The sequence below is a fragment of the Faecalibacterium sp. 9 genome (assembly GCF_048320955.1).
Classification (GTDB): Bacteria; Bacillota; Clostridia; order Oscillospirales; family Ruminococcaceae; genus Faecalibacterium; species Faecalibacterium wellingii.
In genome coordinates, this window is the sequence record NZ_JBLWGB010000002.1 from 100809 (window position 1) to 121296 (window position 20488).

A 20488-nucleotide genomic window follows, 5' to 3' on the forward strand; every position below is an offset into this window, starting at 1 on the left:
TGAGCTGGACGCCAAAATTCGTGCTTTTTCTGCGATGGAAATTGAAAAAAGGTGCTGGATGCATTACAATAGGCATAACAAACCCGTCTATCTCAAGACAGCATTCTGAGGGAGGGATCGTCATGGCGACAAGCACACAGCTTCGGCAGCGGATCGCGACAGGGGAGTGGGACCCAAAGCTCCGGGCATTGTACGGAAATACGGAACAGGAGCTTTGCCGCCAGCGTGCAAGGTACTGCGCCGCACTGGAGCAGTTTGAGCTGTATTTCGGCCCGGGCAGGCAGGTGCAGATCTATTCGGCACCGGGCCGTGCAGAGCTGGGCGGCAACCATACCGACCACCAGCACGGTTACGGCCTTGCGGCGGCGGTGACACTGGACCTTGTGGCGGTCGCAGCCCGCAATACGGATGGCTATGTCCGGGTAAAGTCCCGTGGATTCAACAAATTGGATGTCATTGATCTGACTGTAGCAGGCCCGCAGGAAGGGGAGGGGACCCACTCCGCCAGTCTGATCCGCGGCATTGCGGAGGGGTTCCGGGCCGTTGGAAAAAAGGTGGGCGGCTTTGATGCCTATACTGCCAGCGATGTGCTGCGCGGGTCCGGACTTTCCAGCTCTGCGGCCTTTGAAATGGGAATGGCGGTCATCTGGAACGGGGAGTACGATTGCGGCCTTGCCCCTACGGAGCTGGCGAAGATCTGCCAGTACGCAGAAAACACCTACTTTGGCAAGCCGAGCGGACTTTTGGATCAGCTGACCAGTGCGGTGGGCGGCATCATCTTTGCAGACTTTGCAGATCCGGCATCGCCGCAGATCGAAAAGATCCATACGGACGGCCTGCTGCCGCCGGGCATGAGCCTGTGCGTTACGGATACGCGCGGCAGTCACAGTGAACTGACAAGCGAGTTTGCAGCCATCCGGAAAGAGATGGAGCAGGTGGCCGGGACGTTGGGCAAAAAGGTTCTGGGACAGGTGACGGAAAGCGAATTCTGGGCGGCGCTGCCTGAGCTGCGCAGAAAATGCGGTGACAGGGCTGTGCTGCGGGCCATTCACTATTTTGAAGAAAATACCCGCACGCTTGCACAGCGGGACGCGCTGCAGGCGGGAAGGTTTGCAGCTTTTGCTGCGCTGGTTCTGGAAAGCGGACGGGCCTCTTTTGCATTATGTCAGAACGTCTATTGCAGCACGGATGTGCGGCATCAGGGGCTCTCCGTGGCGCTGGCGCTGAGCCAGTGCATCCTGCAGGGCAGCGGTGCCTGGCGGATGCAGGGCGGCGGCTTTGCAGGAACCATTCAGGCCTATGTGCCCAAGGAACTGCTGGAACGCTATCATAGCGAGATCGAGCGGGTGTTCGGTGCAGGCAGCTGCTATGTGCTTCGCCTGCGGGAACAAGGTGCTGTGCAGGTAGGCTGAAACAGCAAAAAGAAAAGCATCTGCGGTGTGATATGTACCGCAGATGCTTTTTATGTGTAAGAATGAGAACCGGATAAAATCAGCAGCCAGACATAAAGCCGTTTGTCTGATTCTGTGCCTGCTGTTTTCGCTGCTGCTGATCCGAGAGATACTCCACCATTTCCTTTTCCTCACGGGAAAAATGGAACAGGTCGGAGATCGTGTCATAAGCACCGACCACAAAATTGAAGCCGGTCTTTACCACATTGAACAGCAGAAGAGGAACAAAGGTGAAGGAGAACGAAATCAACCCGCCGCCAAAGAAGAAATCATCCAGACGCAGACTGCTGAAGAAAAGATCCAACGCATCGCCCAACGGTCCGCCGCCGACAATGGAATACAGTTCCTCTTCCGGGACAGATGCGTAAGAATGAGGCATCTGAAGGTTTTTCATGGATGAAGCTCCTTTCCGACAAATAGATCTGCTACCTCAGGGTCAAACGCAGGGATCAGGCGGCTGCCGTATCAGAAGCCTGTCCGTTGTTGAAAACAGGCATGGGGTTCACAAGGTCGTTGTAGATGTTCTTGACCGTACGGATAATGCTTACGACCTGACCGTATGCATAATAACCTGCCAGAGTACCAATACCAAACAGAGCAAGCTTGCTCCAGCCGTTCAGCTTATCCCAGGTGTGGTAGAAGGTGCCAGCCGGGGACAGGCCATTGTTGGCTCCGCTGACAATGGTGTTTTTGATGTAACTGAGGGAATAGCTGCCGCCCAGAAGGAGCGCATTGACAAGAGCGCTTTGGCAGAAGATAGCAAACTGATTGGTATCAAAGGTGATGTCGTAGCCAAACACACTGCCAAGAAGAATCTCCTTACCGCCGTCCAGATAGGTCATTTCTTCTTCGGAAATAACGGCGTAGGAAGCCGGTAAAAGCATGGTGGTCTGATAGAGATGGTCCATGATGGGAAAACTCCTTTCCATAGTGGAATCTGCATAAAGGCAGATAATATACTACCTGAATTGTAGCATAACTGTGTCAAAATAACAAGAGCAGAGCTGCGTAAAATCATGATACATTTGTGAACAAATTGTTACAAGTAAGCGACAAAATGACGAACGTCAGTGTAAAACCGTGCGGCGTGACCCAATTCCGGTTCCGAAAAAATGTTCCGGTGCAATAATAAAAAGCATCCGCACGGATCCGTGCAGATGCTTTGAAGAGAATGCAAAATTTTACGCAACCCGCTCATACAGCACGGTCAGACCGGCAATGTGAGCAGAAAGACCTTCCGGCAGGGGAGTGGAGAGCCGCCACTGCCAGTTGGTACCCTGCGTGCTGGGGGTGTTGATGCGGGCCTCGCTGCCCAGATGCAGCCAGTCTGCCAGCGGGATGATGGCCATGTCCGAAACACTGGCAAGGCAGGCGCAGATCATGGCTTCGGTCAGTTCCTCGGGCTTGCAGCGCAGATAGCGGCAGGCATAGGCAACGTCCTCTGCACTGGCGTTGATGCGCCAGCCTTCTGTCGTCACATTATCGTGCGTGCCGGTGTACACCACGCTGTTGCGGTGGTAGGTGTGGGGCAGATAGTTGCCGGACTCGCGGCTGTCGAAGGCAAACTGCATGATCTTCATGCCCGGGTAGCCACTGGCAGAAAGCATGGTCTTGACCTCCGGGGTCAGGTAGCCAAGATCCTCGGCAATGATGCTGCCCTCGCCCAGCGCTTCGTGCATGGCATGGATGAAGTCCCGGTCGGGGCCCTTTTCCCAATGGCCGTTCGCCGCCGTTTTGTCCCCGGCGGGGATGCAGTAGTAGCTCTCAAAGCCCCGGAAATGGTCGATGCGCACCACATCATAAATGGAGGTGGCGTACTTCATGCGCTGCTTCCACCATGCAAAGCCGGTGGCCTTGTGAACGGGCCAATCATACAGCGGGTTGCCCCACAGCTGTCCGTCTGCCGCAAAGGCGTCCGGAGGGCATCCGGCCACCTGCGTCAGGTGCATGGTGCCGTCGGTCTGGAACAGCTCCGGGTGGGTCCACAGGTCGCTGGAATCCGGGCTGACATAGATGGGGATATCGCCCACCAGCCGGATGCCCTTCGCGTTTGCGTAGGCCTTGAGGGCGCTCCACTGGGTGTAGAAGAAGAACTGCACAGCCTTGTAGTAGTCGATACTCCCGGCAAGCTCTGCCTTGGCTGCGGCAATGGCTTCCGGCTCGCGGCAGCGCAGCGCGTTCGGCCAGTCGGCAAGGCCCGCCTGCCCCTGCGCGGCCTTCACTGCCATGAACAGGGCATAATCCTCCAGCCAGAAGCTGTGTTCGCGGCAGAAGGCTTCATAAGCGGGGGTAGGGGAGGCCAGCAGACGATCCGCTGCTTTTTTCAGGACAACGGGCCGTTCGTTGTAGAGCGCACCGTAATCGATGGGTCCGACGGGCCTTTCCGCAGGAATCTCGTCAGCGGTCAGCCAGCCGTCAGAAGCCAGCAGGCGGTAATCAATGAAATAAGGGTTGCCGGCAAAGGCAGAAAAGCTCTGGTAGGGGCTGTCGCCGTAGCCGGTGGGGCCGATGGGCAGGATCTGCCAGAAGGCCTGCTTCGCCTCGGCCAGAAAATCCACGAATGCAAAGGCCTCTTTTCCCAGCGTACCGATGCCAAAGGGGCCCGGCAGGCTGAAAACAGGCATCAAAATGCCGCTTGCACGCATTGTGCGCACCTCCTTAGCCCTTCACGGCACCTGCCACAACGCCTTCGATGATGTATTTCTGGCAGGTCATGTACAGGATGATGATGGGGATGATGGCAATGATGATGCAGGCCATCATGGGAGCCAGCTCCACACGGCCGTAACCGCCGCGGAAATACTGGATGGCCATGGGGATGGTACGATACTTCTTGATGTCCAGCACCAGCGTGGGCAGCAGGTAGTCGTTCCACACCCACATGGTCTCGAGGATGGCAGTGGAGATCATGGTGGGCTTGAGGATGGGGAACACGACCTTAAAGAAGATCTGGATGGGGTTGCAGCCATCGATCATGGCAGCTTCTTCAATCTCCATGGGCACGCTCTTCATGAAGCCGGTAAACATGAACACGGCCAGACCTGCGCCGAAGCCCAGATAGATGATGCAGATGTTCCAGGGGGTGTTCAGATTGAGCTGGTCAGCAGTCTTGGACAGGGTGAACATGACCATCTGGAAGGGAACGACCATGGAGAACACGATCAGCAGGTTCATGAACTTGCTCAGCTTGTTGTTCACGCGGGTGAGGTACCAACCGGTCATGGAGCAACACAGCAGGATCAGCGCCACACTGGTAACGGTGATGACAAGGCTGTAGCCAAGGCTGGAAAGGAAACCCATTTTGGTGACGCCGTAAACATAGTTGCTCAGGCCCGCAAAGGTCTCTGCGGTAGGCAGCTTGAACACGGTGGAGGTGGTAAAGGTACCCTCGACCTTCAAGCTGTTCAGCAAGATCAGCACGATGGGGTAGATCCACAGCAGACTCAGCAGAGACATGATGACGGTGAGGACGTTATCCCACATTTTTTTCTGTTTAGGCATTACTGCTGCACCTCCTTGGAACGGGTAAAGTGGAGCTGGATCAGAGAAATGACCACAACGATCAGGAAGAACACCACAGCCTTTGCCTGACCGATGCCCTTCCACTGGGCACCGGAACGGCCATAGAAGGTGTTGTAGATGTTCAGGGCCAGCATTTCACTGGCGTTGGCGGGTTCGCCTGCGGTCAGGGCAACGTTCTGGTCGAACAGCTTGAAGCTGTTGGTCAGGGTCAGGAAGGTGCAGATGGTCACGCTGGGCATGACCATGGGAATCTTGATCTTGAACAGGATCTCGCGGTCGTTGGCACCGTCGATCTTAGCGGCCTCGATCAGGTCACCGGGCACGCTCTGCAGGCCGGCAACGTAAATGATCATCATGTAGCCGATCTGCTGCCAGCACATCAGAATGACCAGACCGACGAAACCGGCCTTGGCATCCAGCGCCAGCAGGGGCTTCTGCAGGTTTGCCAGCACACCGTTGAGCAGGATCTGCCAGATGTAGCCCAGCAGGATACCGCCGATCAGGTTGGGCATGAAGTAGACAGTACGGAAGATGTTGGTGCCGCGGATGCCGCGGGTGAGCGCCAGCGCAATGGCAAAGGCGCAGACGTTGATGAGCACGGTGGAAACCACAGTGAACGCTGCGGTAAAGCCGAACGCGTGCAGAAAGGTGGCATCCTGAAATACGCTGAGATAGTTCTGAATGCCCACAAAGGTGGTCTTGCTCACAGTGGTGAACCGCTGGAACGAAAGGTAAATACCCCAGATAAAGGGCCAGATAAAGCCGATGATGAATGCGATGAGGGTAGGCAGCACGAACACCGGCCAGTATTTGCTGATGGCTTTTTGCATGATGTACCTCCTATATGCGGAGTGGTTAACAAAAAAGGGGAGGCGGGGCGAACTTCTTCGCCCGCCTCCCTGTTCAGTTCTTTTTTATAGACCGATCAGGAGCTTAGCCGTTTGCCAGCTTGTATTCCTTAGCCCAGCCATCGACGAAGGCGGTCACAACGCCGTCCCAGTCGCCGGTGCCTGCTGCGTAAGCGGTCAGAGCGCTGCCCACGCCGTTCTTCCACTCCTCGGAAGGCATGGTGGAGAAGCACCAGTCCACACTGGTCTTGCCCTCGGCAACGTAATCGTTTGCAATGGCGATCAGAGGATTGGTGGAGTCCTTGGCAGCCTTGAAGGGGATCACGAAGCCCATCTTGTCAGCCATCGCGCTGGTGCCAGCCTCAGAGGTGACACACCAGTACAGGAAGTCCAGAGTAGCCTGAATGTCGGCATCAGAAGAGTTGTTGTTCACGCACCAGAAGTTCTCGGAACCGGTGCACAGGCCCTGATTCTCCTCGCCATCCACGCCGATGTAGATGGGCAGCATACCCAGGTTGTCGTCGCCCAGATCCTTCACGTCATTGTAAGCCCAAGTGCCGTTCTGGTAGAACACAGCCTTCTTGCCCACAAACTCAGCCACAGCGTCATCGCCGGTCTTGGAAGCCAGCAGGGTGGGATCACAGGTGGAATCGGTGATGTACAGATCCCAGATCTGCTTGTAGTTGTCCAGATAAGTGCCCTTGATGGCGTCGGTGGAGCCGATGCCGTCTGCCTTGTACTCGTAATAGATGGGCAGGTTTGCCAGATGGGTCTTGAAGCGCCAGTCAGAAGAACCGTCCATGCCAGCGGAGGTGAAAGCACCGTCCACGCCCAGCTCAGCCTTGCGTGCCTGAATATCGTCAGCGACCTTCTTCAGATCAGCAAAGCCCTTGATATCGTCCTGCGTGTAGCCGGCGGCGCTCAGCAGTTCCTTGTTGTAAATGATGCCATAGGTCTCGATGACATATGCGATGCTGGTAACAGCGTCGCCATCCTTCAGTGCGAAAGAGTCGCTGGTCAGCTCGCCGTACAGCTGGCTGCCGGACAGATCATAGCAGTAATCCTTCCAGTTTGCCAGACCAACAGGGCCGTTCACCTGGAACAGGGTGGGAGCCTCGCTCTTCTCCATCTCGCTCATCAGGGTGGTCTCGTACTGGCCGGAAGCGGCGGTGACAACGGTCACAGGCACGCCGGTCTCCTTGGTGTACTCAGCGGCCAGATCCTGCCAATCCTGATCCTGCTCGGGCTTGAAGTTCAGGTAGTAGACCTTGCCGTCAGCCTTTGCAGCGGTGCTGGAAGCAGCGGCAGAACCGGCAGCAGAGGAAGCAGTGCTGTTGGAAGAGCCGCCGCAGGCAGCCAGACCCAAAGCAGCGGCGGAAACGCCAGCGGCCTTCAGGAAGTTACGACGAGTGATCATTTTCTTCATAATAAGTTCTCCTTCTTATTAAAAATAAACTATTTTAAAATCTCCGTCCCCTGACGGAGGGAGTACAAGGTTTAGATGGCCCTCACGCTCTCACCCTGCTGCAGCTCCGGCTGCAAGGTGATGGTCTGGGCCGGTGCACCGTGCTCGATCTGCCGCACCAGCAGCTCAATGCTCTGCAGCGAGATCTGTTCGCTGGGCTGCACGATGGTGGTCAGCACGGGCACGCAGTAACGGGACATCGTGATGCCGTCAAAGCCGATCACCGAGACATCCTCCGGCACCCGCAGCCCGGCGCTTACCAGCGCACGGATGGCACCTAAAGCGATCACATCGCTCATGGCGAACAGGGCGGTAAAGTCGGCCCGGTGGGCCAGCAGGCTGTTCACAGCGTGATAGGCAGACTCAAAATCGTAGTTGGACAGGCCGTACAGCTTGTCGCTGAACAGGATGCCTGCGTCCCGCATCGCCTGCTGTGCACCTTCGCGGCGCATCACGCTGGGATAGCTGGTGACCGGACCGCCCAGCACTGCGATCTTGCGGTGTCCCTGCTGGATGAGGTAGTCCACAGCAGCGTAGGCTGCGGCGCGGTCATCCACGCCCACCATGGAAAGATTGGGAAAGTCCAGCTCGTCGGAGACCAGTGTGGTCAGCACCGAGGGGACTGTGATGTTGGCAAAGCCTTTTTTGAAGTTGGCTACGCTGCCGCCCAGAAAGATCATGCCTTTGGGCTTGATCTCCCGCAGGATCTTTTCGGCGGCATCGATCTCGTTGGCGTTTTCATCCAGATAGGAAACGATGCCATTGTAGCCGTACAGGGTAGCGGCCCGCTGCAGCTGGACTAAGAAGTCGGAGAAGAAGAGATTGCGGGTACCCTTGACCACGAACACCAGACTGCGGGACTGCTGGATCTTCAGCTGTCGTGCATTGGTGTTGGGCACGAACCCGGCTTCCCGCATTACCGTAAGTACATGTTCCTTGGTCTCGGGCCGGACGTCGGGCCGGTCGTTGATGACACGAGAAATGGTGCTCACCGAGCAGCCGCTGATCCGGGCAATGTCCTTGATGGTCAGATTCGGCATTTTGTCGGAGTACCTCACTTTCGGTAATATATTCGGGAACGTTGTCGGGAACGTTTTCAGTGACTATATTATGGCATAATTTGTATAAAAAATCAATAACCCAAAAGTGTTTTCGTGAAAATTGCATAACATATGGAGCTGCTTTTGTGCAGATTGGATTGCGTGTAAATCGAAACATGCCAATAGTTCCGCAAATTCCCGGTACAAATCAGAAACAACCGGTAAAACCGTACCGATTTGTAACTTTTCGACATAGAGCAGTGGTTTTATAAAAGGGGAAAGGAAATAAAAAAACAATGCCCGGCAGGATAACACAGCCTGCCGGGCATTGCATGGTTTTGAAATGGTTTATCCGCTTTTTCAAAAATACGGGTGCTGATAGGGTTCGGGTTCCGGGCCGCAGTACAGGCCGAACGCGTCGCAGATCCAGTAGTTGCCGTCCTCCATGGGCACGCGGCACCACTGGTGAGTGTACTGGTTCTCGTTCACATGCTCATAGGGGATGCCCAGAATGTCCAGACACAGAGCGGTGGCCCGGGCACACCCGGCACAGGATGCTGTGCGCAGTACAAAATAACCGTAGGGGTCGTTGTAGTGGTTGGCTTCCATGGAGTAAGCCATGGAACCATCATCCACCACCGCACGCAGGGCAGAGGCGATGCCGTAAAGCTGGTCTTCCCGGCTCATGAGCGCCAGCGGTGTGACCACCTTCAGCGCTTCCTGATATGCCTGCGCAAACTCCTCATCGGTGCATTTGCGCTTGAGGGACTTGTAGTGGGTCAGCTTGTTGATGGCCACCGGCGACCAGACGGAAGAAAACTGCGCTTCGGTCAAAGACAGCTCGTCATCACCGGCAATGCCGTCCGCAGAAGGCTTGCGGCCTTCATCAATGCCGTGATCCAGATAATGACGCAGCAGCGCGCCTTCGTCATTGCCGCATACGGCCGCAACATCCGGATATTGTGCAGCGTAGTATGCTGCATCAAAGGTAGAAAGCGCAGCAGCGGAAAGACCGGTCTGTGCGGTCAGCAGCACACCGGCCGTCAGCGCCGCAAGTCTAAGATACCGTTTTTTCACGACAGAAAACCTCCTCAAAAAATAATAAAACAACCCCTGAACTCAGTATAGCACATCCGGGCCGGAAGGAAAAGAGAAAAAAGCGCTCCCACCTTGTCATCGGTGAGAGCGCTTTGCTGATTGCTGATTATTTTGATTGGGTTGATTCTTTAAAGATTAGTCGCTGACGTAGGGCATCAGAGCAACGTGACGAGCACGCTTGATGGCGATGGTCAGTGCGCGCTGATGATAAGCGCAGGTGCCGGTCACACGGCGGGGAATGATCTTTGCACGCTCAGAGACGTACTTACGCAGACGGGGCACGTCCTTGTAATCGATGGTGTCGATGCGATCGACACAGAAGCTGCAAACCTTCTTGCGGCCGCGACGCATGGGGCGTGCGGGGCGAGAGCCTTCGGTTCTTTCAAAAGCCATTGCTTATTACCTCCTATTGGATTTTTAACGGATTGACCGTTTCGTGTCAGAACGGCAGGTCGTCGCTGTCATCAATCACAGCGAAATCGTCTGCATTGCCGGCAGAGTAGCTGGGAGCTGCCTCCACAGCGGCCGGACGGGCAGGCGCTGCGTTCTGGTAGGCGGGAGCAGAATTATTCTGATAATTTGCTCCGCCGCCTGCATTGCTGCTCTTGGGGCCTGCGAAGTTGATGTTGTTGGCTACCACTTCCACAGCGGTGCGGTTGTTGCCATTCTTATCCTGATACTGGCGGGTCTGAAGACTGCCTTCAATGGCAATCAGACTGCCTTTCTGGAAATACTTGCAAACAAAATCGGCCTGCTGGCGCCATGCAACGATATCAATGAAATCGGCCTGACGCTGCTCGCCCTGACGCGCAAAATTGCGGTCACAGGCAATGCGGAAACTGCACACATTGGTACCCTGCTGGGTGGTGCGCAGTTCAGGATCCGCCACAAGACGGCCCATGATGGCAACAACATTCAACATACTACGGTCTCCCTTTCTGCCACGGAAGGATTACTCCTCGTGAGCAATGATCAGGCTGCGCATAACGCCTTCAGTGATCTTGTACACACGGTCCAGCTCAGCGGGGAAGCTGGGCTCGCTGGTGAAGTCGATCACGGTGTAGACGCCTTCCTCCTCGTCGTTGATGGGATAGGCCAGACGGCGCTTACCCCACTCGTCGATGGAATCGATCGTACCGTTAGCCTCGATCAGGGACTTGAACTTACCAACCAGAGCGGCGGTAGCCTCCTCGTCGAGAGCGGCGCTGGTAATCAGCATGGTTTCGTACTTTGCCATTTTGTAGCACCTCCTTTTGGACTTAAGGGTCCTGCAATCACAGGACCAAGGGTACACACAAAACGCGGCGTCGCGCCTTGTGTGCGGCGTGTCTGTTCAGACAGCAATTCATTATAGCAAGCTGTAAAGGATCTGTCAAGTGTTTTCTGAAAAAAGATACAACAAAAAATGTTTTGATTTTTTGTTGAAAGAGGACTATAATATAGTCGCTTTCAGAGGATGAACAGAAGGGCAGCCGGGGATCGGCCGTCTCTCTGCTCTCTGTTATCCGTCTTCGAAAGAAATGTATATATGGTTTTGGGAATTTTATAGTAAAGGAAGGATTCTTTGTGTATTTGGTTTTCCGTGATCTGGCAATTATCATCCTCAGCGCAAAGTTCTTTGGCCTTGTGGCCCGCAAGTGCAAGGCACCGCAGGTGGTGGGCGAGATCATTGCCGGCCTGCTCATCGGTCCGTGCATCCTGAACCTCGTGCAGACCAGTGATGCCATCTCCACCTTTGCGGAGATCGGCGTGGTCATGCTGATGTTCACCACGGGCCTTGGCACCAATCTGAAGGAACTTATCAAGGCTGGCCCCATCGCCACCTTGGTCGCCTGCGTGGGCGTTGCCGTTCCGCTGGTGGGCGGCACCCTGCTGTACAGTGCGTTCTACGGCTTCTCTGCCGTGGGCAGCCCTGAGTTCTACCGTGCCCTGTTCATCGGCACCATCATGACCGCCACCAGCGTGTCCATTACGGTGGCGACCCTGCAGGAGCTGGGCCACCTGAAGAGCTTTCTCGGCACTACCATCGTCAGTGCCGCCGTCATTGATGATGTCATCGGCATCGTAGTCCTCACCTGCGTACTGGGCGCAAGCTCCGGCACCGGCACAGGTCTGGGCAAGGTGCTCATCAATACGGTGCTGTTCTTTGCCACTGCCGTGGGCGTGGGCGTTGTGGCTCACTTTGCTATGACATGGCTGGACAAGCGCAATCCCCACACCCAGCGCATCACCATCGTGAGCATGGCGTTCTGCTTTGCCATGGCCTACATTGCCGAGGAATACTTCGGCATTGCAGATATCACCGGTGCCTATATCGCCGGTATCGTTCTGTGCACCATGGACGATGCCCCCTACGTGGAGCGCCGCGTGGACATCAGCAATTATATCATTTTTGCACCCATCTTCTTTGCATCCATCGGCTTGAAGACCGACATCAGCGGCCTGACGCCGGAAATCTTCCTGTTCTGTGTCTGCTTCGTCATTGTGGCACTTATCACCAAGATCATCGGCTGCGGTTTGGCCGCAAAGCTCTGCCGCTTTAACTGGGGCGACTCCCTCAAGATCGGCGTTGGCATGATGACCCGCGGCGAGGTGGCACTGATCGTGGCCCAGAAGGGCCTGGATGTCGGCGTGGTGGACTCGGTCTACTTTACCGCTGTGATCCTGCTGATCGTGGTGTCCAGTGTGGCAACGCCGCTGGTGCTCAAGGCACTCTTTACCAAAATGCCGCCGCAGCTGCACCCCAGTCAGGCGGAATAAAGAATGAGGCTGCTACGCAAATGATGTGGCTTACGCCATGATGTCTGCTGTGCAGATGATGTGCACCGCACAGCGGTGCAATGAAAACACCCCGGAAGCTTTCGCATTCCGGGGTGTTTTTTTGCTGTCGTATCGTCCTTCATGCGCCGCAGCGCGCATCATTTTTGCGAAGCAAAATATCATTTGAAGAACATCATTTGCGCAGCAACCTCATTTATTTACAGTGTCTTGCAGAACTCCTTCAGGTACTCGCGGAAGGCTTCGCCGATCTCCGGATGCTGCAGGGCCAGCTCCACCTGAGCCTCTACCACCTTGAGCTTGTTGCCCATGTCGTAGTGCTTTCCGGTGAACTCTACGGCCGTCATTCCGCCGCAGGTGCGGGCATACTCGGCCATGGCATCGGTCAGCTGGATCTCACCGCCGGCACCGGGCTTGGTGTGGGCGAGGATCTCGTAGATCTGCGGAGTCAGCAGCACACGGCCCAGAATGGAGTAGTTGCTGAACTCCTGCCCTTTCTTGGGCTTCTCAATCATGTCATCCACAAAGAAGTAGTTGTCGTGGATGGGGGTGGTCTTCAGGCTGCAGTACCGGCTCACATCCTCCCAGGGCACAGCGGAAACACCCGCGACCGGGCGACCGAACTCCTCGTAGGCGCGGATCAGCTGAGCGCAGACCGGGTCCTCGCCCCAGATCACATCATCGCCGTAGATGACAACGAAGGGATCGTCACCGGTGAAGGCCTTGGCGGTGTTCACGGCATGGCCCAGACCCAGCGTCTGCTTCTGACGCACAAAGAAGATGTTTGCCATGTTGGCGATGCCAAGGCACTCTTCCAGAGCCTTTTCCTTGCCGGGCTTTGCCAGCTTTTCTTCCAGCTCAGGGCTGCGGTCAAAGTGATCCTCAATGATGCTCTGGTTGCGGCCCAGAATGATGAGGATATCGGTGATACCGGAACGCACCGCCTCTTCCACCAGATACTGGATGGCAGGCTTGTCCACAATGGGCAGCATACCCTTGGGCATGGCCTTGGTAGCGGGCAGCACGCGGGTGCCAAGACCGGCGGCAGGAATGACAGCTTTTGTGACTTTCTTCATCATGATCCATATTCTCCTTACGATTTTGAAATCCGCAATGCCAGCCTTTGCAGGCGGCATTGCAGATCAGAGCATCCCGACCAAAGCGTCCAGATTCGGGCCCATGAGCATGGTGGCACAGGCACCCAGAACCATCAGCAGCACAAAGGCACCGATCACACCGGCGATGCTCACGCCGCCCTGTGCAGACAGGACCGCACGGCGCTGAGCAGCGTCCGGGAACTCGGCACGGATGCGGCGGATGCGCTCGGCTGCGCTTTTGCGGTACAGCCACTTGGCGTACAGGGTGCGCAGCATCACCAGCGCAAAGCTGAACACTGTCATAATGCGGGAAAGCACGACGATGGCAGTGCTGCTGATGCCCGCAGTGAGCGGACTGCCGGTGGCCTGCATCATGCTCAGCAGGGTGGGCAGGGCAACCACCAGCTCTGCGGCCAGAAAACCAAAGGCCGGCTTCCACGCCTTGCGGTAGAAGAAATAGAACGGGCCGAACACCAGCGCCGAGAAGCACATGGAAATTTTGGTGTGCTGCAGCTGCATCCGGCTGTAATCGTTCAGGTAGACGGGCGCGGCCTTGCCAATATAATCGTTCCAGTCGCTGTAGGGGATGCCGTCGATCAGCTCTTCTTTGCCAAAGGCCGCCTGCACGTTGCGGCGGGTGGGCTCCTCCACCGTCTGCTGATACTGGCGGTAAAGGTCGTTGTAATCAAAGCGTCCGTCTGTGTCGGTGCCGGGCTGGCTCTGGGTGGGCGGCTCCGGGCACTGGCTCTCCGGCGGAAGAACGGCACCGCAGCAGCGGCAGCGCTCTTCGGTGCGCAGGGTGCGCTCACCGCAGCTGGGGCAGGTGCGCAGAGCATCGTCTTTGTACGGGAACGTCCATTCATAGCCCGCGCCATGGGCGGGGGTGTGGATGCAGCGGCCAAGCTTTTCGTAGCACTCGCGGTGATAGGGTGCGCCGCAGTCCGGGCAGACCACGATATCATCGGTCAGCGCCAGCGGTCTGCCGCAGCCTTCGCAGGGACAGCCATAATATTTTGGCATGATTTCCTCCTGTTATATGATTCATACTGGTATTATACTCCCCTGAGAACGAAAAGAAAAGGCAAAAATCTTCAAAATTCCAGCAGGATAATCCATTTACCTCTTTACTTTAACACAGATTCTCGGTATACTAGTGAAGTATCTGTGTATAAACTGTGTCTTTTGAGAATAAAAGACTTTACCTTATTATCATTTCGAGAGGAACTGAAAGAATGATCACGATTGACGAACTGAAGGTGCAGCTTGCCGATTATGGCAAGGCGGTCAAGGACCTGGAAGAGGCTCTGGCCATCGATGCCTCCCGCAAGCGCGTGCAGGAGCTGGAGCACACCATGTCCCGCCCCGGCTTTTACGATGATGCAGACCTGAGCAAAAAGGTGTTTGACGAGGTGGGCGACCTGAAGGGCAAGCTGAGCCGTTTTGAAAAGCTGCAGGGCCTGTACGATGACGCCGAGACCATGCTGGAAATGCTGGATGAAGAATATGACCCTGCCATGATCCCCGAAGCAGAGGAGTCTGTGAACGCTGTGGGCAAGGCGGTGGACGAGCTGCAGCTCATGACGATGCTGAACGGTGAGTACGACCACAGCAACGCCATCCTCACCTTCCACGCCGGTACCGGCGGCACCGAGGCACAGGACTGGGCCGAAATGCTGTACCGCATGTACAATAAGTGGGCTTCCAACCACGGCATGACCGTGGAGGTTCTGGATTATCAGGACGGTGATGAAGCCGGCATGAAGAGCGCCTCCATGATGGTGAAGGGTGCCAACGCCTACGGTCTGCTCAAGAGTGAGAACGGCGTGCATCGTCTGGTGCGTGTGTCGCCCTTTGACGCTAACGCCCGCCGTCAGACCAGCTTTGCTTCGCTGGAAGTGATGCCCGAGCTGGACAACACCATTCAGGTGGATATCCGCCCCGAGGATATTGAGATGCAGGTGTACCGTTCCTCCGGTGCCGGCGGCCAGCACATCAACAAGACTTCTTCCGCTGTCCGTCTGATCCACAAGCCCACCGGCGTCGTGGTCAGCTGCCAGACCCAGCGCAGCCAGTTCCAGAACCGTGACTACGCAATGGAAATGCTGAAGGCAAAGCTGTATCAGATCGCAAAGCAGCAGCATATGGATAAGATCGACGACATCAAGGGCGTGCAGAACGAGATCGCATGGGGTCACCAGATCCGCAGCTATGTGTTCATGCCCTACACCATGGTCAAGGATCACCGCACCAACTACGAGACCGGCAATGTGGACGCCGTGATGGACGGTGATCTGGACGGTTTCATCTTCGCATACCTCAAGGCTGCAAGCCGCGGGGAACTGCAGGATACCTGATCTTGAACGTATAAAATGCAAAAGCCGTGCTTCCTTTTGTGGAGGCACGGCTTTTTTTGTGTTCTTATGCCAGATCGGGCAGAATGGTGTCCCAGAGGTTTTCCTCCTGCCGCAGGGCGTTGAAGCAGCAGTCCAGATACATTTTGTTTGCCGCTGCAAGGATCGTGCTGCGCAGAAGCAGCTTTTCATCTGCGGCATCCACGGCAAGGTCACGGATCTCCTTGGTGCAGCCGAATACGAACGGCAGGCAGTTCTCCATCTCGTCGCAGAAGTAGTCGTAAGCTGCCCCGGCGGAACAGTGCGCCCGCTGCATTTTAAACAGGGCATCGATGTTTTCCATCGAAAGAACGGTCTTGGAGACTGCAATGTACATCAGGGATGCGATCTGATCGCGGGCATACTTCTTGCGCACCGGGTGGGACAAAATGCCCTTTTTGACGTAGTTGCTGACCATGGAAGAGGTGAGCTCCATGCCGCAGAAGGTGCGGAAATAGCTGTTGACGTACTGCACGGTCTGGTCAAGGTAAAGCCCCATCTGCGGGAGATCGGCGTACCGGGGCAGGGCAAACCCGGCGGCGCAGGCCGCAACGCGGCATTTGGTTTCAGTTTTCATATCGTAAGCAGTTCTCTAAGGTTGGCGCAGCTGGGCTGCGCGGGATACAGAAAATGGTTTTATGGCGGTATTATAGCGCAAATCTGTACTTTGGTCAACGGATTTTTAAAACTTTTGAAAGAATGCATAAAATCCCTTGACAGGTTTTTGAAAAACTGCTATGATGTCTGCAGTGAACCGAAAAAACCATGCAGGCAGAAGTGCGTGTAAGGCACGGAAAATACAAAAATGACCTGCTATCACAAAATAGATTTGGAGCGTGCATTTTATGAAAACCAAGATCGTTGTGGATTCTTCGTCCAGCCTGTATGCCCTGCCGGGCGTGGATTTTGCCTGTGTGCCGTTGAAGATCGTCACGGATGAACAGGAATATCTGGATGACGGCACTCTGGATGCTGTGGGCATGGCCCGGTCTCTGCGTACTTACAAGGGCAAGACCAGCACCTCCTGCCCCAATGTGGCAGATTGGCTGGCTGCTTATGAGGGCGCAGAGCAGATCTTTGTTGCCACCATCACGGGCACACTGTCCGGCAGCTACAATGCTGCACTGCTGGCAGCGGAAGAATACAAGGAAACACATCCGGAGGCCCGTATTTTTGTGCTGGACAGCCTGTCTGCCGGGCCGGAGCTGCGTCTACTGGCGGAGCGTCTGCGGGACCTCGTCCGGATCGGGATGGAGTTTGACGAGATCTGTGAGGCGATCCTGGCTTACCACAAGCACACGCATCTGGTGTTTTCGCTGGAATCGCTGGCAAATCTGGCCCGCAACGGCCGTGTGAAGCCCGCCGTTGCCGCTGTGGCACGGATGCTGGGCATCCGGGTCATTGGTCAGGCCAGTGAGAGCGGCGAGCTGGAGGTGCTGTGCAAGACCCGTGGCGAGCACGGCGCACTGGAGCGCATCGTGCTGGAATTGAAGGATCACGGCTTTACCGATGGCAAAGTGCACATTGCCCACTGTGATAACCCGGAAGCTGCCAAGCGCCTGAAGCTGATGATCCATGCGGTGTTTGCAGGCGCACAGGTGGATGTCACCGAGTGCGGCGGCCTGTGCAGCTACTACGCTGAGCAGGGCGGCCTGATGGTGGGCTTTGAGGACGGCGAAGCCGAAGCATAAAGCGGCTTTCAATGGCTCCGCATTTGCGCGGGAACTGCAATAGCTGTCTCTTTGACGAAAAAATCATTTCTTTGTTTGCCGACCGGAAAAATCTGCGGATTTTTCCGGTCGGCTTTTTGCGGGGCGCATCAGGAAACAACGCAAATCTTGAAAAAGCTGCAAAACCGCGCTATACTTACACATATTATAATAAAGGAGGAGGGCAGGCCGATGTTTTTTCGTTCGCCGATCGTGCGCTTTTTCAACCGCATCCTGAACCGCGTCACCATCACGGTGGTGCTGGTAGCGCTGCAGCTGCTGTGGCTGTGCTGGGTGTTCTATTCCATTACCACCGGTACAGGCCGTGTATGGGTGAACGGTCTGCTCAACGCCCTGAGCCTGCTCATTATCCTGTACCTTGTGCGCAAGGATGAGAACAGCGCCTATAAGGTGGGCTGGATCGCACTGATCGGCATCCTGCCGCTGCTGGGCGGTGCACTGTATCTGGCCTTTGGCAACAAACGCCCGAGCAAGCGCCTGAGCCTGAAAATGCATGCTGTGGACAGCGCACATAAAAAAGACCTGCAGCAGCAGCCGGGCGTACTGGACAGTCTGGATGCCGGCGGGCAGGGCCAGAGCCGTTATGTGGCAAAGTATGGCCCCTATCCGGCATGGCAGAACACCCGTGCGCAGTATTTTGCCAGCGGCGAAGCGATGTATCCGCAGCTGCTGGCCGATCTGGAAAAGGCCCAAAAGAGCATCTTTCTGGAATTTTTCATCGTGAGCCATGGCTGCATGTGGAATGGCATCGAGAAGGTCCTGCGCCGCAAGGCGGCACAGGGTGTGGATGTGCGTCTGATCTACGATGATTTTGGCAGTCTGCTGGGCCTGCCTGCCGATTTTATCGTGCGGATGGAGCGGGCGCACATCCGCTGCATCCCGTTCAACCCGGTGGTGCCCCTGATCTCGCTGGTGATGAACCACCGCGACCACCGCAAGATCGTAGTCATTGACGGTACGGTGGCCTACACCGGCGGCGTGAATCTGGCAGATGAGTATATCAACGCCGAGCAGCGCTTCGGCTACTGGAAGGATGCAGCCCTGCGTGTGGAAGGCGACGCCGCGTGGAACTTTACGGTGATGTTCCTCAACTTCTGGAATGCTTTTCGCCCCAGCGAGACGGATTATGATGCGTTTCGCCCCATGCCGCGGGTGCCGCTGGTGCCGGACGGCGTGGTGCAGCCCTATGCAGACAGTCCGCTGGACGAGGAGCCCATGGCAGAAACCGTTTATCTGAATATCCTTGCGCAGGCAAAACAGTATGTCTACATCTATACACCCTACCTTGCGATCGGCGAGGAAATGCTGGATGCGCTGAAAAACGCCGCCAAGCGCGGGGTGGATGTCCGTCTGGTGCTGCCGGGCATCCCGGACAAGAAGCTGGTATTCCGGTTGAGCCGGTCGTACTATCTGCCGCTTTTGCGGGCGGGTGTACGCATTTACGAGTTCACCCCCGGCTTCCTGCACGCCAAGTGCTGGGTGAGCGACGACAGCACCGCTGTGGTGGGCAGCATCAACATGGATTACCGCAGCCTGTTCCTGCACTTCGAGTGCGGCGTGCTGCTGCAGAACAACAGTCAGGTGACCGTCCTGCGGGATGACGTGCGGGATACACTGCTCAAATGCCGGGAGGTACAGGTATCGGACTGCCATACCGGTCTGCTGGGCACTGTGCTGGACAGCGTGCTGCGGCTGCTGAGCCCTTTAATGTAAAAGAAACGACAGACCGCGGTAGACGCGAAATAAAACCGCTGCTTTCCGGGCAAACTAGCCCAAAAGCCCCTTTACGATGGGGCAGGAAAGGGAGCGTTTCGATGATAACGAAAAAGATATCCTGCACGGTTTTGGGCTGCACGCTGGCGGCGGCGCTGACACTCACCGCCTGCGGTGGGAGCGGCTCCGGTTCTTCCGGAAGCATGAGCACAGGCATGGGCGGCAGCTCGTCCCAGACCACGCAGAACGCCGCATGGCGCACCGGCCTTGGCATCTTGACGGAAGCGGACGGAGAGGAGCGTGCCGGGAAGATCAACACGATTGCTGCCGCCGTTTTGCTGGATGCTGAGGGGAAAGTGGCCGATGTGATGCTGGATGAGGTGGAACTTTCTGTAACGGGGGACGGCACCGGCAAGGTGACGATGCCCGGCGAAACTCTTACCAAGCGCCAGAAAGGGGAGGACTACCCGCTGGCTGCGGTGTCCTCGCTGAAAAAAGGCTGGGCAGAACAGGCAGATGCCTTTGGCGATTTTCTCACAGGTAAGACGCCGGACGAGGTGAAAAAGCTTGCCACCGACGATGACGGCAAGCCCAAGGATGCCGACCTGCTTTCCGGCTGTACCATTGCAGTGGACGGCTATCGGGATGCAGTGGTGCGCGCCTGTGAGAACGCAAAGGCGGTGGGTTCGGCCCGCGGCGACCGTGCTGTGCTGGGCGTGTCGGTGCGCAATGATACCAAAGATCTGACCGCCGCCGACGACCACGATGTGACTGCGCAGGTGGATATTACGGTGACAGCTCTGACGTTGGATGCCGACGACCGCGTGACTGGTGCCATCGCTGACGTGACGGAGCCTGCCCTGACAGTGAGCGCGGACGGCACCGTATCGGCACCGGAGCTGGTGAAAACCAAGCTGGAGCAGGGTGATCAGTACGGGATGCGCAGTGCATCCGCTCTGGACAAAGAATGGTATGAGCACAGCGAGGGCTGGTGCGACTACCTCAAGGGCCGGACCCGCGCAGAGGTGGCGTCCATCCCGGATGACGGCTCGGATGCCGACCTTGCGGCGGTATGTACTATTTCAGTGACTGAGCTGCAAAAGGCGGCACTGGCAGCGTTCGCAGAAGAATAAGCAATCGGAAAGGGGAAAGACACTGCGTCTTTCCTCTTTTACTTGTGCAATTCAACAAGAGACGAAACGAAAAGAAAAAAATAAAGGGCAATATGCACTAACTTTTATATTTCCTCTTGCCAAATGCCCTCAAACGCGCTATTCTATAGTCACGGTTTAACACTTTAGCATGATAAAACGCTAAACCGAGAGGGAACATCTTTTGGGAAATAACGAGGGAGGA

General features: G+C 56.2%; 21 protein-coding genes. 7 read left to right on the plus strand and 14 right to left on the minus strand.

Translation table 11 applies throughout. The features are described from left to right. The first annotated feature begins 122 nt into the window (after nt 1-122). Nucleotides 123-1412 (plus strand): galactokinase, encoded by a 1290-nt coding sequence (locus ACKXF9_RS09085; RefSeq protein WP_418265959.1) that lies wholly within the window; start codon nt 123-125, stop codon nt 1410-1412. Nucleotides 1413-1491: 79 nt separating this feature from the next. On the opposite strand, the gene ACKXF9_RS09090 is transcribed toward ACKXF9_RS09085, so the two are convergent. The 11 genes from ACKXF9_RS09090 to rpsF all read right to left on the minus strand — a co-directional run bounded on the left by ACKXF9_RS09090 (nt 1492) and on the right by rpsF (nt 10661). Beyond that, complete coding sequence (locus ACKXF9_RS09090) at nt 1492-1845, minus strand: hypothetical protein (protein WP_418265960.1); 354 nt, start codon at nt 1843-1845, stop codon at nt 1492-1494. 55 nt (nt 1846-1900) lie between these two features. Next, complete coding sequence (locus tag ACKXF9_RS09095; protein ID WP_418265961.1) at nt 1901-2359, minus strand: hypothetical protein; 459 nt, start codon at nt 2357-2359, stop codon at nt 1901-1903. Nucleotides 2360-2632: 273 nt separating this feature from the next. Then, a complete protein-coding gene (gene malQ, locus ACKXF9_RS09100) occupies nt 2633-4096 on the minus strand; it encodes a 4-alpha-glucanotransferase (RefSeq protein ID WP_418265962.1) in 1464 nt (487 codons plus the stop codon). A gap of 13 nt (nt 4097-4109) precedes the next feature. Next, nucleotides 4110-4952 carry a carbohydrate ABC transporter permease gene (locus ACKXF9_RS09105; RefSeq protein WP_249236830.1) on the minus strand — a complete coding sequence of 281 codons (843 nt, stop codon included), beginning with the start codon at nt 4950-4952 and terminating at the stop codon, nt 4110-4112. Continuing rightward, a complete protein-coding gene (locus ACKXF9_RS09110; RefSeq protein ID WP_348583320.1) occupies nt 4952-5803 on the minus strand; it encodes a sugar ABC transporter permease in 852 nt (283 codons plus the stop codon). The genes ACKXF9_RS09105 and ACKXF9_RS09110 overlap by 1 nt, the downstream gene beginning before the upstream one ends. A gap of 103 nt (nt 5804-5906) precedes the next feature. Continuing rightward, nucleotides 5907-7247, minus strand: coding sequence for an ABC transporter substrate-binding protein (locus tag ACKXF9_RS09115; protein WP_418265963.1), 1341 nt, complete (start codon nt 7245-7247; stop codon nt 5907-5909). 71 nt (nt 7248-7318) lie between these two features. Further along, nucleotides 7319-8326: a LacI family DNA-binding transcriptional regulator gene (locus ACKXF9_RS09120; RefSeq protein ID WP_339395823.1), complete on the minus strand. Its 1008-nt coding sequence runs from the start codon at nt 8324-8326 to the stop codon at nt 7319-7321. Between the two features lie 360 nt (nt 8327-8686). Then, complete coding sequence (locus tag ACKXF9_RS09125; protein ID WP_418265964.1) at nt 8687-9403, minus strand: hypothetical protein; 717 nt, start codon at nt 9401-9403, stop codon at nt 8687-8689. Between the two features lie 156 nt (nt 9404-9559). Further along, the gene (gene rpsR / locus ACKXF9_RS09130) at nt 9560-9817 is read right to left on the minus strand and encodes a 30S ribosomal protein S18 (RefSeq protein ID WP_015538096.1); all 258 of its coding nucleotides are present in this window, start codon (nt 9815-9817) and stop codon (nt 9560-9562) included. Nucleotides 9818-9863: 46 nt separating this feature from the next. Then, nucleotides 9864-10346: a single-stranded DNA-binding protein gene (locus ACKXF9_RS09135; RefSeq protein WP_339395825.1), complete on the minus strand. Its 483-nt coding sequence runs from the start codon at nt 10344-10346 to the stop codon at nt 9864-9866. A gap of 30 nt (nt 10347-10376) precedes the next feature. Beyond that, the gene (gene rpsF / locus ACKXF9_RS09140) at nt 10377-10661 is read right to left on the minus strand and encodes a 30S ribosomal protein S6 (RefSeq protein ID WP_005938979.1); all 285 of its coding nucleotides are present in this window, start codon (nt 10659-10661) and stop codon (nt 10377-10379) included. A 329-nt stretch (nt 10662-10990) separates the two neighbouring features. Here rpsF and ACKXF9_RS09145 point away from each other — a divergent pair, with 329 nt between their 5' ends. Together ACKXF9_RS09145 and ACKXF9_RS09150 are read left to right on the plus strand one after the other, a co-directional pair. Further along, a complete protein-coding gene (locus ACKXF9_RS09145) occupies nt 10991-12184 on the plus strand; it encodes a cation:proton antiporter (protein WP_249236820.1) in 1194 nt (397 codons plus the stop codon). Between the two features lie 25 nt (nt 12185-12209). After that, entirely contained in the window at nt 12210-12371 is a 162-nt protein-coding gene (locus ACKXF9_RS09150; protein ID WP_418265965.1) for a hypothetical protein, read from the plus strand. Between the two features lie 31 nt (nt 12372-12402). On the opposite strand, the gene ACKXF9_RS09155 is transcribed toward ACKXF9_RS09150, so the two are convergent. Together ACKXF9_RS09155 and ACKXF9_RS09160 are read right to left on the minus strand one after the other, a co-directional pair. After that, on the minus strand, nt 12403-13278 hold the full coding sequence (locus tag ACKXF9_RS09155; RefSeq protein WP_249238714.1) for a UTP--glucose-1-phosphate uridylyltransferase: 876 nt from the start codon (nt 13276-13278) through the stop codon (nt 12403-12405). Between the two features lie 66 nt (nt 13279-13344). Beyond that, nucleotides 13345-14319, minus strand: a complete 975-nt coding sequence (locus ACKXF9_RS09160) for an RING finger protein (RefSeq protein ID WP_418265966.1) — start codon at nt 14317-14319, stop codon at nt 13345-13347. A gap of 212 nt (nt 14320-14531) precedes the next feature. Here ACKXF9_RS09160 and prfB point away from each other — a divergent pair, with 212 nt between their 5' ends. Beyond that, nucleotides 14532-15653 (plus strand): peptide chain release factor 2, encoded by a 1122-nt coding sequence (gene prfB, locus ACKXF9_RS09165; RefSeq protein ID WP_097775423.1) that lies wholly within the window; start codon nt 14532-14534, stop codon nt 15651-15653. A gap of 64 nt (nt 15654-15717) precedes the next feature. Here the strand turns inward: prfB and ACKXF9_RS09170 are convergent, their stop codons facing one another. Further along, on the minus strand, nt 15718-16266 hold the full coding sequence (locus tag ACKXF9_RS09170) for a DUF1836 domain-containing protein (RefSeq protein ID WP_418265967.1): 549 nt from the start codon (nt 16264-16266) through the stop codon (nt 15718-15720). A gap of 268 nt (nt 16267-16534) precedes the next feature. Here ACKXF9_RS09170 and ACKXF9_RS09175 point away from each other — a divergent pair, with 268 nt between their 5' ends. The 3 genes from ACKXF9_RS09175 to ACKXF9_RS09185 all read left to right on the plus strand — a co-directional run bounded on the left by ACKXF9_RS09175 (nt 16535) and on the right by ACKXF9_RS09185 (nt 20265). Continuing rightward, nucleotides 16535-17380: a DegV family protein gene (locus ACKXF9_RS09175; RefSeq protein WP_249236816.1), complete on the plus strand. Its 846-nt coding sequence runs from the start codon at nt 16535-16537 to the stop codon at nt 17378-17380. 210 nt (nt 17381-17590) lie between these two features. Beyond that, nucleotides 17591-19132 carry a cardiolipin synthase gene (gene cls, locus ACKXF9_RS09180; RefSeq protein ID WP_418265968.1) on the plus strand — a complete coding sequence of 514 codons (1542 nt, stop codon included), beginning with the start codon at nt 17591-17593 and terminating at the stop codon, nt 19130-19132. A 101-nt stretch (nt 19133-19233) separates the two neighbouring features. Next, nucleotides 19234-20265: a hypothetical protein gene (locus ACKXF9_RS09185; RefSeq protein WP_418265969.1), complete on the plus strand. Its 1032-nt coding sequence runs from the start codon at nt 19234-19236 to the stop codon at nt 20263-20265. The last annotated feature ends 223 nt before the right edge of the window (nt 20266-20488 follow it).